This is a genomic window from Micromonospora sp. NPDC005203 (assembly GCF_042872705.1).
GTDB lineage: Bacteria > Actinomycetota > Actinomycetes > Mycobacteriales > Micromonosporaceae > Micromonospora.
Genome location: NZ_JBIAKV010000004.1, coordinates 89276 through 101495 on the forward strand (window position 1 = coordinate 89276; position 12220 = coordinate 101495).

11 protein-coding genes are annotated in these 12220 nt (G+C 71.2%); 3 read left to right on the forward strand and 8 right to left on the reverse strand.

Annotated features, from left to right (window positions below):
* The 5 genes from secD to ruvC form a co-directional block, all read right to left on the reverse strand.
* Positions 1-1938 (reverse strand): protein translocase subunit SecD, encoded by a 1938-nt coding sequence (gene secD / locus ACFYPM_RS12170; RefSeq protein ID WP_387194636.1) that lies wholly within the window; start codon positions 1936-1938, stop codon positions 1-3.
* Positions 1939-2216: 278 nt separating this feature from the next.
* Positions 2217-2555, reverse strand: a complete 339-nt coding sequence (yajC, locus tag ACFYPM_RS12175) for a preprotein translocase subunit YajC (RefSeq protein ID WP_387194639.1) — start codon at positions 2553-2555, stop codon at positions 2217-2219.
* 140 nt (positions 2556-2695) lie between these two features.
* Positions 2696-3763: a Holliday junction branch migration DNA helicase RuvB gene (gene ruvB, locus ACFYPM_RS12180; protein WP_387194642.1), complete on the reverse strand. Its 1068-nt coding sequence runs from the start codon at positions 3761-3763 to the stop codon at positions 2696-2698.
* The gene (gene ruvA, locus ACFYPM_RS12185) at positions 3760-4362 is read right to left on the reverse strand and encodes a Holliday junction branch migration protein RuvA (RefSeq protein ID WP_387194645.1); all 603 of its coding nucleotides are present in this window, start codon (positions 4360-4362) and stop codon (positions 3760-3762) included. Before ruvA ends, ruvB begins: the two co-directional genes overlap by 4 nt.
* Positions 4359-4886: a crossover junction endodeoxyribonuclease RuvC gene (gene ruvC / locus ACFYPM_RS12190; RefSeq protein WP_387194648.1), complete on the reverse strand. Its 528-nt coding sequence runs from the start codon at positions 4884-4886 to the stop codon at positions 4359-4361. Before ruvC ends, ruvA begins: the two co-directional genes overlap by 4 nt.
* Positions 4887-5433: 547 nt before the next feature.
* Here ruvC and ACFYPM_RS12195 point away from each other — a divergent pair.
* Both ACFYPM_RS12195 and ACFYPM_RS12200 read left to right on the forward strand, forming a co-directional pair.
* Positions 5434-6216, forward strand: coding sequence for a 3-hydroxybutyrate dehydrogenase (locus tag ACFYPM_RS12195; RefSeq protein WP_387194651.1), 783 nt, complete (start codon positions 5434-5436; stop codon positions 6214-6216).
* A gap of 14 nt (positions 6217-6230) precedes the next feature.
* On the forward strand, positions 6231-8150 hold the full coding sequence (locus ACFYPM_RS12200; RefSeq protein ID WP_387194654.1) for a helix-turn-helix domain-containing protein: 1920 nt from the start codon (positions 6231-6233) through the stop codon (positions 8148-8150).
* A gap of 114 nt (positions 8151-8264) precedes the next feature.
* Here the strand turns inward: ACFYPM_RS12200 and ACFYPM_RS12205 are convergent, their stop codons facing one another.
* The 3 genes from ACFYPM_RS12205 to ACFYPM_RS12215 form a co-directional block, all read right to left on the reverse strand.
* On the reverse strand, positions 8265-8873 hold the full coding sequence (locus ACFYPM_RS12205; protein WP_387194657.1) for a TetR/AcrR family transcriptional regulator: 609 nt from the start codon (positions 8871-8873) through the stop codon (positions 8265-8267).
* A 10-nt stretch (positions 8874-8883) separates the two neighbouring features.
* The gene (locus ACFYPM_RS12210) at positions 8884-10452 is read right to left on the reverse strand and encodes an MFS transporter (protein WP_387194660.1); all 1569 of its coding nucleotides are present in this window, start codon (positions 10450-10452) and stop codon (positions 8884-8886) included.
* 80 nt (positions 10453-10532) lie between these two features.
* Positions 10533-11204: a transcriptional regulator gene (locus ACFYPM_RS12215; protein ID WP_387194662.1), complete on the reverse strand. Its 672-nt coding sequence runs from the start codon at positions 11202-11204 to the stop codon at positions 10533-10535.
* A 146-nt stretch (positions 11205-11350) separates the two neighbouring features.
* On the opposite strand from ACFYPM_RS12215, the gene ACFYPM_RS12220 reads away from it, so the two are divergent.
* Positions 11351-12208, forward strand: a complete 858-nt coding sequence (locus ACFYPM_RS12220; RefSeq protein ID WP_387194665.1) for an SPFH domain-containing protein — start codon at positions 11351-11353, stop codon at positions 12206-12208.
* Positions 12209-12220 lie beyond the last annotated feature (12 nt).

A 12220-nucleotide genomic window follows, 5' to 3' on the forward strand; every position in this document is an offset into this window, starting at 1 on the left:
TCAGGCCTCCTTGGCGCGCGGGTTGCGGGGCTGAGTCTGCTGGCTGCGGGCCGGCAGTGCCCGGCCCAGGCCGCTGACCCGCGGGGACAGGAACGCCCGGGTCCGGGCGAACATCGTCATGATCGGGTGCCGGAAGAGGAAGACCACGACCAGGTCCAGCACGGTGGCCAGACCGAGGGCGAACGCGAAGCCCTTGACCGTGCCGACCGAGACCACGTAGAGCACCACGGCGGAGAGCAGGGTGATCGCGTTGGCCGAGATGATCGTGCGACGAGCCCGCATCCAGGCGCGCGGCACCGCGCTACGCGGGCTGCGCCCCTCCCGGATCTCGTCCTTCAACCGTTCGAAGTAGATGACGAACGAGTCCGCCGCCACACCGAGCGAGACGATCATGCCGGCGATGCCGGCGAGGGTGAGCGTGAAGCCGATCTGCCGGCCGAGCACCACCAGCGCGCCGAAGACCAACAGCGCGGAGAGGATCAGGCTCAGGAAGATCACCGAGCCGAGCAGCCGGTAGTAGAAGAACGCGTAGATGATGACCAGCAGCATGCCGATGCCGGCCGCGAGCAGACCGGCGCGCAGGTGGCTGGCACCCAGCGTCGCGGTGACGTTCTGCGCCTCCTGCTGCTTGAACGTCACCGGAAGCGCACCGAAGCGCAGCTGGCCGGCGAGCGCGCTGGCGTCCTTCTGGTTGAAGTTGCCGGTGATCTGGGAGTTGCCGGTCAGCACGCCCTGGATCTCCGGGGAGGAGACGATCTCGTTGTCCAGCACCACGGCGACCCGGCACTTGCCGTCCTGGCCGAGTGCGGTGGCGTCGCAGGCCTGGCCCTCGTTGGTGAACGACTCACGGGTGAGGTCGGTCCACTTGCCCTGACCGTCGCCCTTGAAGTCGAGGCTGACCACCCAGGCGTTGGTCTGGTCGAGCACCGCGTCGGCGTCGGACACGTCGGTACCCAGCACCTTGGCCTGGTCGAGCAGGTACTTCGAGGCGCCGTCCTCGCAGGAGACGACCTGCTGCTTCGGGTCGGAGATCGACGCCGGGGGACGCTCGTCGAGCTGCTTGCAGCCGATGGTCGGGGTGTTGAACTGCATCTGCGCCGGCAGCACGGCGACCTCTTGCGGCGACAGCGTGCCGAACGGCTTGAGCTTGTCGGCGAGCGACGGGTCGGCGGTCAGGTCGGCCGGGGCCTGCAGACCGTTGGCGGCCTGCCAGGCGGCGGCGCCGACCTTCTGCTCGACGGCCTTGCGCTGCTGCTCGATGCTGGCCGACACCGGCTCGTCGCTGGCACTGGCACTGGGCGCGGCGGCACTCGCCGAGGCCGAGGCGGACGCGGACGCGGACGGAGTCGGCGTGGCGCTGGGCGCCGGGGCCATCCCACCCTGACCGCCGCTGGGCGACGAGGTTATCTTCGGCGCGCCGCTGCCCGACGGGGTCGGGGTGGCGCCGCCGGACGGCGTCGCGCTGCCGGACGGGTTGGGGACGGCGCTGCCGGACGGGGTGGGCGCGGCCGGCGGCGGCACGGCGGCCGTCCCGCTGCCGTCGGCACCCTTGAGCACCTTGCGGAAGCGCAGCTCGGCGGCGTTGCCCACGTTGTCCAGGTTGCGGTTCTCACCGGGCAGGGAGATGACGATGTTCCGGTTGCCCTCGGTGACCACCTCGGCCTCGGCCACGCCGAACGCGTTGACCCGGCTCTCGATGATCTGACGAGCCTCCTCGAGATTCTCCGCCGTCGGGGCCTTGCCGCCGATGCTGTTTCTCGCCTCCAACGTCACCCGGGTGCCGCCGATCAGGTCCAGACCGAGCCGGGGCTCGAGCCGATCCTGGAAGCTGCCCTTGGCGCCGCCGGAGAAGAACACCAGTAGATAGAGGACGACGAAGATGAACCCGAGCACGGCGAGCTGCCGCCCGGGGCGCATCTGTCCCTGAGGTGGTGCCACGGCTGTCCTGTCTCCCTGTGCGGTGGCGCCGCTGTGCGCAGCGGCGGCGGTGTCGGGCCGGGGGTCCCGGCTGACGGGTCTGACCTGAGCCGACGAGATGCCGACACGTGGCCCGGACACGCCGGCGCGGAACGCCGATGGTCACCGGAACGTGCCGACGCCCGGCGTCGACCCAACTATCCAGTTTTACTGCCTGGTCCGCTGCCCCGTCGGGCGCGGTGGCCCGGAGGTCGGCCGACCGGCCGTACGCCGGAACCGCGATCCCCCGGGAGCAGGGGTCATTCCTTGACGGTGTCGGCGTCCTCGCTGACCGGCTCGCTCGGCAGCTCCGCGCGGGTGGTCACCCGGGCGATGGCGGCGCGGGCGTAGCGGGTCTGCACGCCCGGGGCGACCTCGATCAGGACGGTGTCGTCCTCGATGCCGGTGACCGTGCCGTAGAGCCCGCCGATGGTGACGACCTCGTCGCCCGGGCCGAGCCCGGACTGCATGGACTCTGCCTCGCGGCGGCGCTTCTGCTGGGGCCGGATCATCATGAAATACATGACACCGAAGAGCAGGACGATCATCAGGATCGGCGTGATGCCGCCGCCCGAGGGGCCCGCTGCTATGTGGTTCACGGTTACTGACCTTCCCACTGGCCACCGGCCCGGCGCTTGGGGCGCCGGAGCGGAGGCGGAATCTCACGTCCTGTACAGACCGCGGCGAAGTCTAAACCCTGCACCTGAGAACGCCGAATGCGGCACAGATCACGTTCACATCACGGCTGATCAGTATCCATCGAGAACAGATCGGGCACAGGTGGACTATCCATGCCAAAGGTACCATTCGGCGGAGTACGCCCCAGATGCCGCCAGGCGCCCTCCGTGGCCACCCGCCCCCGCGGCGTACGCGCCAACAGACCGGCACGGACCAGGAACGGCTCGCAGACCTCCTCGACCGTGTCCGGCTGCTCGCCCACCGCCACGGCAAGGGTGGACAGACCCACCGGCCCACCCCGGAACGAGTCGACCAACGCGGTCAGCACCGCACGGTCCAACCGGTCCAACCCGAGCGCGTCCACGTCGTACACGATCAGCGCCGCACGGGCGGTGTCGACATCGACCACGCCGTCGGCCCGCACCTCGGCGTAGTCGCGGACCCGGCGCAGCAGCCGGTTGGCGATCCGCGGCGTGCCCCGGGACCGACCGGCGATCTCGGTCGCACCCTCCGGGGTGATCGGCACCCCCAGGATCCGCGCCGAACGGTGCAGCAGCGTCTCCAGATCCGCCGGAGCGTAGAAGTCGAGGTGGGCGACGAACCCGAACCGGTCCCGCATCGGACCGGTCAACAGACCCGAGCGGGTCGTCGCGCCCACCAGGGTGAACGGCTCGACATCCAGCGGGATCGCCGTCGCGCCCGGCCCCTTGCCGACGATCACGTCGACCCGGAAATCCTCCATCGCGCTGTAGAGCAACTCCTCGGCCGGACGCGCGATGCGGTGGATCTCGTCGATGAAGAGCACATCGCCCTCGGTGAGACTGGTCAGGATCGCCGCCAGGTCCCCGGAACGCTCGATCGCCGGGCCACTCGTCACCCGGATACCCGCGCCCAACTCGGCCGCGACGATGTTGGCCAGACTCGTCTTGCCCAGACCGGGCGGGCCGGAGAGCAGGATGTGATCCGGTGGCGACCCACGCCGCATCGCGCCCTGCAACAACAGGTCGAGCTGATCACGCACCCGGTCCTGGGCGATGAACTCGGCCAACCGTCTCGGCCGGACCGTGGCCTCCGCGTCCCGGTCGGCGTCACTGACGTACGCCGAGACAAGCCCGTCGGTCTCGCTCATCGGGTCCGACCCAGCAGGCGGATGGCCTGCTTGAGCAGGACCGGCACCGGCGGCGTCTCACCCTCGATCGACTCGGCCACCGCGGCCACCGCCTGATCGGCCTGGCCAGCCGTCCAACCCAGCCCGACCAGCGCCTGCCGAACCTGGTCCGGCCAGCTACCGCGGGTCACCCCGGTCACCCCGTCGACGCCGATCGGCACCGGGCCGATCCGGTCGCGCAGCTCCAGCACCAGGCGCTCGGCGCCCTTCTTGCCAATTCCGGGCACCCGGGTCAGGGCGGCCGTGTCGGCGTTGGCGATCGCCCTGCGCACCGCGTCCGGGCTGTGCACGGCAAGCACCGCCTGAGCCAGTCGCGGACCCACCCCGCTGGCCGTCTGGAGCAACTCGAACAGCGACTTGGCGTCGTCGTCGGCGAAGCCGTAGAGGGTCAGCGAATCCTCCCGCACGATCAGACTGGTGGCGAGCCGGGCGACCTGGCCGACCCGCAGCTCCGCGAGGGTGCCGGGGGCGCAGTGCACGGCGAGGCCGACACCGCCGACCTCGATCACGGCCTGGTCCGGACCCGTCGCGGTCACCGTGCCGCGCACGCTGGCGATCATCGTGCTCCTCCTCGTCGTGCCCGGTCGGCTGCCGCGGCCAGCTTCGAGCGGGTCCCGCCGCGCCACACGTGGCAGATGGCCAGGGCGAGCGCGTCGGCGGCGTCGGCCGGTTTCGGCGGCTCGGCCAGCCGCAACAGCCGGGTGACCATCGCGGTCATCTGCGCCTTGTCCGCCTGACCGGACCCGGTCACGGCCGCCTTCACCTCGCTCGGCGTGTACGTCTGCACCGGCAGTCCGGCGCGCGCCCCGGCCAGCACCGCGATGCCGCTGGCCTGCGCGGTGCCCATCACCGTACGCACGTTGTGCTGACTGAACACCCGCTCGACGGCGACGCTCTCCGGCTGGTGCTCGGCGACCAGATCGTTGAGCGACCGGTCCAGGTGCAGCAGGCGCAGCGCCAGGTCGTCGGCCGGGTCGGTGTAGATGACGTAGTAGGCGATCAGAGTGCACGGACGCCCGGGCACACCCTCGACCACGCCCACCCCGCACCGGGTGAGCCCCGGGTCAACCCCCAGCACCCGCACGCCGCCCCCTCCCCAGCCGTCAGCAGTACGTGTGTTCGACACCCTAACCGGCGCCCTTCCCACCAGCCCCACGGGACACGCCCCGAGCCCGCGCCCCGCGCGCACCACGCTCGACCGGCCGGGAGCGGAGGTCCGGGGCGCCAGCCGCAGGGTCACGCTCGATCCGGGATGCAGTGGCAACGAAGCACCAGAACACCACTACATCCCGGGACAACGCCGTTGCGTCAGTGCTGTGGCCGACAGGTCAACCCGCTGCGGACTGCCGAGGCTTGTAGATCAAGCCACGTCGATCAGGAGAATTGCGCCGATCTTGCACTTTCTGTCGCTGATTTAAGCGGTAACGCCCCTTAATGTCGGGGCAGGAAGTGCAAGATCGCGATGCAGGATCGGTTGAGGAACGGTCATTCCGTCGCTCGCAACGGCGTTGACAATCCCGGATGCTGCGCGATCTTTCCGCGCGGGGGCGGGTGGGCCACACAGCTTTGGTACGGAGTATGTGTCGCTGGCCCATGTGCCGGGGAGCACACAGCTCGTAACTTCTTGCGCCATGACGGCAGAACCCGTGGCGGTCCCCCACGTCGTACAGGTCGACCTCGCCGGTCGGACCGCCCTGGTCACCGGGGGCGGTGGCGGCATCGGGCGAGCGTGCGCCCTGCGGCTGGGCGCGGCCGGCGCCACGGTGCTCGTGGTGGATCGCGACCTGGAGGCGGCCAAGGCGGTGGCCGCGGAGGTCGGCGGCCGGGCAGAGGGTGTGGACCTGTCCGACGCCGCGGCGGTGGACCGCCTCGACGTGGACGTGGACATCGTGGTGAACAACGCCGGGCTTCAGCACGTCGCGCCGCTGCAGGACTTTCCCGTCGAGCGCTTCGAGTACCTCCAGCGGGTGATGGTGGAGGCGCCGTTCCTGTTGATCCGTCGCGCGCTGCCGCACATGTACGCCCGGGGCTGGGGTCGGATCGTCAACATCTCCTCGGTGCACGGGCTGCGCGCGTCGCCGTACAAGGCGGCCTACGTCTCGGCGAAGCACGCCCTGGAGGGGCTGTCGAAGGTGGTGGCACTGGAGGGAGCCGCGCACGGGGTGACCGCCAACTGCATCAACCCGGCGTACGTACGCACCGCGCTGGTGGAGAGCCAGATCGCCGACCAGGCGGCCAGCCACGGCATCGACGAGGCCGAGGTGGTCGAGAAGATCATGCTGGCTCGGGCCGCGATCAAGCGACTGATCGAGCCGGAGGAGGTCGCCGAGCTGTTGGCGTACCTCTGCTCGTCGCCGGCGGCGTTCATCACCGGCGCGTCGATCGCCCTCGACGGGGGCTGGACGGCCAACTAGTGGGGCTGAGCACAATGTCGACCATGTCATCGCCGGTGGAGTTCCTGGAGCTGCTCGCCCGTGAGGCCGCGGCGGTCGAGTTCGAGGGACCGCTGGTGGCCGCGCGGGCCGCGGGGCTGCCGCCGGAGCGGCTGGCCGAGCTGGAGCAGGCCAGGTCGGTGGCGTTGCGGGTCCGCGCGCTGTTGGAGCGCCGCCGCCGCCGGGAGTCCGAGCTGTCCGGCCTGTACGACACGGTCAGCGACCTGGCCGGGTTGCGCGACCTGGACGACGTGCTGCGGGCGATCGCGCACCGGGCCCGCAACCTGCTCGGCGCGGACGTGGCCTACATGACGCTCAACGACGACGAGCGCGGCGACACCTACATGCGGGTGACCGACGGGTCGGTCTCGGCCCGTTTCCAGCGGTTGCGGCTGCCGATGGGCGCCGGTCTCGGTGGCCTGGTGGCCCAGTCCGGCGCGCCGTACGTCACCGGGAACTACGGCGAGGACGCGCGCTTCCACCACACCGGGGAGATCGACGCCGGGGTGGGCGAGGAGGGTCTGGTGGCGATCCTCGGGGTGCCGCTGCGGCTCGGTTCCACCTCGATCGGTGTGCTCTACGCGGCCAACCGTTCGGCTCGGCCGTTCGTCCGGGAGGAGGTGGCGCTGCTGGTCTCGCTGGCCGCGCACGCCGCGGTGGCGATCGACACCGCCCGACTGCTGACCGAGACCCGCTCGGCGCTGGCCGAGTTGTCGGCCGCGAACACCACCATCCGGGCGCACAGCAGCTCGGTGGAGCGGGCCGCGGCGGCACACGACCGGATGACGGCGCTGGTACTGCGCGGCGGCGGGGTGGAGGACGTGGCGGCGGCGGTGACCGAGGTGCTGGGTGGTGCGCTGCTGGCGTTGGACGCCGAGGGCCGCCTGCTGGCCCGGGTGGGTGAGATCGACGAGCCGGACCGGGCGGACATCGTGGAGGCGGTGGCGGCGTCGCGGACCGAGGGACGAAGTGTGCGCCGGGGTCCACTCTGGTACGCGGCGGTGGTGGCGGGCGCGGAGAACCTGGGCGCCCTGGTGCTGCGTCCGGACGACGAGTTGGTCGACGCCGACCAGCGGATTCTGGAGCGGGCCGCCCTGGTGACCGCGCTGCTGCTGCTGTTCCGCCGGACTGTCGCGGAGGCGGAGGGGCGGGTTCGTGGCGAGCTGCTGGACGACCTGATCGCCCGCCCGCTGCGCGACACCGACGCGTTGCGCAGTCGTGCTCGCCGGCTCGGGGTGGACCTGGACGCGCCGCACGTGCTGGTGGCGGTGGGCGACGACGCGATCGCGGCGACCGGCTCGGCCCGGCAGCGGGTGCTCTCCTGGGCCACCACGTACGCCTCGGCGCGCGGTGGGCTGGCCGCGGCGCGCGACGGTCGGGTGGTGCTGATGCTGCCGGGGTTGGACGCGGGCGGCAGCGCCCGCGCGGTGGCCAGGGACCTGTCCCGGGTGACCGGCCGACCGGTGACCGCCGGGGCGAGCGGCCCGTCGAACGGGCCGGCGGCGCTGGCCGGGACCTTCCACGAGGCGGACCGGTGCCTCACGGCGCTTGGCGCGTTGGGCCGGACCGGCCAGGGGGCGAGCACCGCCGAGCTGGGCTTCGTCGGGTTACTGCTGGGCACGGTCGGTGACCGGGGCGAGACGGACGTGGCCCAGTTCCTCCGCAGCACGGTCGGGCCGGTGGTCGACTACGACGCCCGTCGGGGCACGGCTCTGGTGCGGACGTTGGAGGCGTACTTCGGGGTGGGTGGCAGTCTGTCCCGCGCCGCCGAGCAGCTGCACGTGCACGTGAACACGGTGACCCAGCGGTTGGAGCGGGTCGGGCAGCTGCTCGGCGCGGACTGGCAGCGGCCCGAGCGGGCGTTGGAGGTGCAGCTCGCGCTGCGCCTGCACCGGCTGCGCGCATCGGCCGACTGATCGACCGACGCCAGCCCACGACCGCCAGTGCGCGAACGCCGACAGGCCGTCGATCGGCCGACGCCAGCCGGCGAGCGCCCCGAGCAGCCGCCGGCTCGCTGACCAGCGGCCTGCTCAGCGGACCTGGATGCCCCGCAGCACGGCGTCGACGACCCGCTCGGGCAGTGTCTGCTCGTCCAGGTCCGGGTTCCACTGGAGCACCCGCTGGATCAGCATCGGCCCGGTGAGCAGCGCCATCGTCACCTCGATGTCGATGTCGCCCCGGAGCACTCCCTCGTCGATGCCGCGCCGCAGCACCTCGCGCATCAGCTGCCGGCGGGGCGAGATGATGTTCTGGTAGAGCTGGAACTGATCCGAATCGCGGTTCACGGCGGACGCGAGACAGGGCATGATCTTCGGCGCGCGGGGGTCGACGTTCTTGCCGATCGCGCCGACCAGCAGCACCAGGTCGTCGCGGACCGAGTGCCCGGCCGGCTGCGCCAGGACGCCCTTGAGGCGACGTAGCGCGTCCAGCAGCAGGGCGTCCTTGCCCGCCCAGCGGCGGTAGATGGTGGCCTTGCCGACCCCGGCGCGAGCGGCGATCGCCTCGATCGAGAGCGCTTCGATCGTGCTGCCCTCGGCGAGCAGGTCGAGGGTGGCCTCGATGATCGCCTCGTCGGCACGGATGCTCCGCGGTCGCCCGGGCGACCGCGGAGCATCAGCGGTGGACGTCATGGCCGACATCTTCCCGCACCTATGCCGTAGCGGCCAACTCGAGTTCGGCAACCGGGGCCGCCGGAGCGACGCTGGTCTCCTCCCGACCCGGCATCCAGCGCAGCACCACGATGATCCCGAGCGCGGCGATCACCGCGGAGAGCCCGGCCGCCCAGTGCATGGCGGTGACGAAGGCGTCGTTGGCGGCCGAGATCAGCGACGGGCCCGCCGGGCCGAGCTGGCCCGCCGCCGCGTACGCGCCGGAGATCGACTCGTTGGCCGCGTCGCGGGCCTGCGTGGGCAGACCGGTCAGCGCGTCACCGATGTCGCTGCGGTAGACCGCGGAGAGCACCGAGCCGAGGACGGCCACGCCGAGCGCGCCGGCCACCTGGCGGATGGTGTTGCTGACCGCGGAGCCCACGCCGGCCTTCTCCCGGGGCAGCGCCGACATGATCGACTCCGTGGCGGGCGGCATGATGTTGGCCATTCCCGCGCCCTGGATGAGGAAGACGAGCAGCACGATCCAGATCGGGGTGGAGGCGCCGATGAAGACGAAGGCGCCGAGTGACACCACGGTCAGCGCCAGCCCGACGGTGGCGACGGCCTTACCGCCGTAGCGGCGGACCATCGCGGCGCTGCGCGGCGCGAAGATCAGCTGGGCACCGGCGAAGGGCAGGAAGAGCAGACCGGTCTGCAACGGGCTGTAGTCGCGGACGAGTTGCAGGTAGAACGAGCCGAAGAACATCGAGCCCATGGCGGCGAAGAAGACCAGGCCGACGATGGCGACCGGCGCGGCGAAGCGGGGCACCCGGAACAGCCGGACGTCCAGCGACGGGTGGACGCTGCGCCGCTCGTGCTGGACGAACCAGGCGAGCACCGCGACGCCGATCAGGATCGAACCCCAGGCGATCGGGCGGTCGAAGCCGTGCTCGCCGCCGTCGATGATGCCGTAGGAGAGGGCGACCAGGCCGACCACGGAGAGCAGCACGCCGAGTACGTCGATCCGGCCCGGTCGCGGATCACGCGACTCCGGGACCAGCAGCCCCACCAGCACCACGCCGGCGATGACCACCGGCACGTTGATCAGGAAGACCGAGCCCCACCAGAAGTGCTCCAGCAGCGCGCCGCCGAGGATCGGGCCGATGGCCACGGCGAGACCGACGGCGCCGGCCCAGACCCCGATGGCCCGACCACGCTCGCGCGGGTCGAAGACGTTGGAGATGATCGAGAGCGTCACCGGCATGATGGCCGCGCCGCCGACCCCCATCAGGGCGCGGGCCGCGATGAGCTGGCCGGGGCTCTGGGCGTACGCGGAGAGCAGCGACGCCAGGCCGAACAGCACCAGACCGATCATCAGGAAGCGCTTGCGGCCGGCGCGGTCGCCGAGCACCCCGAAGGTGAACAGCAGCCCGGCGAAGACGAGCGTGTAGGAGTTGATGGACCACTCCAGCTCGCCCTGGCTGGCGCCGAGGCCGTGCACCGGGTCGGCCAGGGTACGCAGGGCGACGTTCAGGATCGTGTTGTCGAGGACGACCACGAGGAGGCTGATCACCAGCACCCCCAGGATCGCCCACCTCCTCGGGTGGCCGGTGTTGTTGTGCAGCTCCATGCCTGGTTCCCCCCACGCTTTCCCCGCGCCGCAATACGATACGGGTCAGACTCGTAACGCGGGTCAGCCTACGGCGTGCATTAACGATACGGCACCGATCCGTATCGTATGTGGTGGGCATCACGCCGGGCAGCGACGGCCAGGCAGGCGGCGACGGCGGTCGGCAGCGAGTCGAGACGGTCCGCCGGCGCGGTGAGTGGCTCGATCCAACCCGGTCCCGCGCCGAACACCCGCAGGCGTGGGAGGTCCCGGGCAAAGCGCACCAGACGGTACGCGCGGCCGGTGACCGGCGTCTGCGACCAGAGCACGACGGTGTGCGGGCGGGCCCGGTACACCGCGCTGGTCAGCGCCGACCAGGGCAGCGCGGGACCCAGGTGCAGACACCCGCGCCCCTGCTCGCGCAGCGCGGCGGCGAGCGCGTGCAGACCAAGGCAGTGCGCCTCCTTCTCGACGCCGGCCAGCAGCACCCCGCCGGTGGGCAGCGACCGGCCCGGCTCCCGGCGGTACACGTCCAACCCGACCCGGACGCCCTCGAAGAGGGCGTGTTCGACGGCGACCTCGGCGGCGGTACGTCCCCGCAGCCGGGCCAGCAACGGACGACAGACCTGCTCCCAGAGCGCCGGCACGCCCCAGGCCTCGGCCACCTGCAGCACCAGCGTGGCGACGGCGTTGCCGTCCAGGTCCTCGGCAGCCAGCGAGACCTGCTCATACGCGATCTCCACGGTCCCCGCCGGCATCGGCTCGGTCAGCACCAGACGTACCCCCGGATAGACGTTCCCTACCCGGGGGTTCGCTGAAACGGCGCGCGGTGGATGCGCCGGCGCGGGATTTACCGGCGGCGACCTTGACCGGACCTCCTAGGTTGATGATCCACCCAGCCCCGCGGAAGGTCCCACCCATGCCTGTCGGCTTCACCACGGCGATCGTCTTCGCCGCCGCCCTGGCGGTCAGCGCCGTCCTGGCCCTCGTCACCCCCGCGCGGCCACTGAAGCGGGTGGCCGCTCTCGCGGCCCTCGGCTTCCTGGTCCTCACCCTGCTGGTCGGGATCACCTCCAGCGCCCACTCGGTGCCCATCCGCTCGGTCGGCATCGTCACCAGCTTCGGCAAGCCCACCGGCGAGGTGACCGGTTCCGGCCTGAAGTGGGTGGCGCCCTGGCAGAAGGTCGGCGAGTGGGACGCCGGCCGGCAGAAGTACGACCACATCGGCGGCAACAACTGCGTACGGGTCCGCACCGGCACGCTCGCCGACGCCTGCGTCGAGGTCCTCATCGAGTGGCAGGTCAAGCCGGAGAACGCACCGAAGCAGTTCATGGACTACAAGGGCGACTTCAACAGCTTCCGGGGCCAACGGGTGGGAGTGCAGTTGGACAGCGCGGTCAACGACGCCTTCGCCGCGTACAACCCCCTTGAGAAGATCGACGCCCAGACCGGCGACCTCAACGTCGACCTGAAGCCGTTCGCGGCGAACATCAAGACCAGCGCGGAGACCCGGCTCACCACCGACGTGGACATCCTCTCGGTGACGATCACCCGGGTAAACCACGACGACAAGACCGAGGGCAACATCAAGGCGTTCCAGGACAAGCTGGCCCAGACCCGCAACCTGGAACAGGACCGCAAGAACGCCGAGATCTCCAAGCAGATCACCGAGACCAACGCGAAGGTCGACAAGGTGACCCGTTGTCTGGAGATCGCCGAGAAGAACGGCGCCAACCCGGGTCTGTGCATCAACCCGGGCATCGTCACCGGCAAGTGACCGACGCCGAGC

Bases quoted from the DNA above. Each gene is read 5' to 3' on its own strand.
- ruvB (WP_387194642.1), bottom strand. From the start codon at position 3,763: ATGAGCGAGACCGACGGGCTTGTCTCGGCGTACGTCAGTGACGCCGAC.
- ruvA (WP_387194645.1), bottom strand. From the start codon at position 4,362: ATGATCGCCAGCGTGCGCGGCACGGTGACCGCGACGGGTCCGGACCAG.
- ACFYPM_RS12195 (WP_387194651.1), top strand. From the start codon at position 5,434: ATGACGGCAGAACCCGTGGCGGTCCCCCACGTCGTACAGGTCGACCTC.
- ACFYPM_RS12200 (WP_387194654.1), top strand. From the start codon at position 6,231: ATGTCGACCATGTCATCGCCGGTGGAGTTCCTGGAGCTGCTCGCCCGT.
- ACFYPM_RS12205 (WP_387194657.1), bottom strand. From the start codon at position 8,873: ATGTCGGCCATGACGTCCACCGCTGATGCTCCGCGGTCGCCCGGGCGA.
- ACFYPM_RS12210 (WP_387194660.1), bottom strand. From the start codon at position 10,452: ATGGAGCTGCACAACAACACCGGCCACCCGAGGAGGTGGGCGATCCTG.
- ACFYPM_RS12220 (WP_387194665.1), top strand. From the start codon at position 11,351: ATGCCTGTCGGCTTCACCACGGCGATCGTCTTCGCCGCCGCCCTGGCG.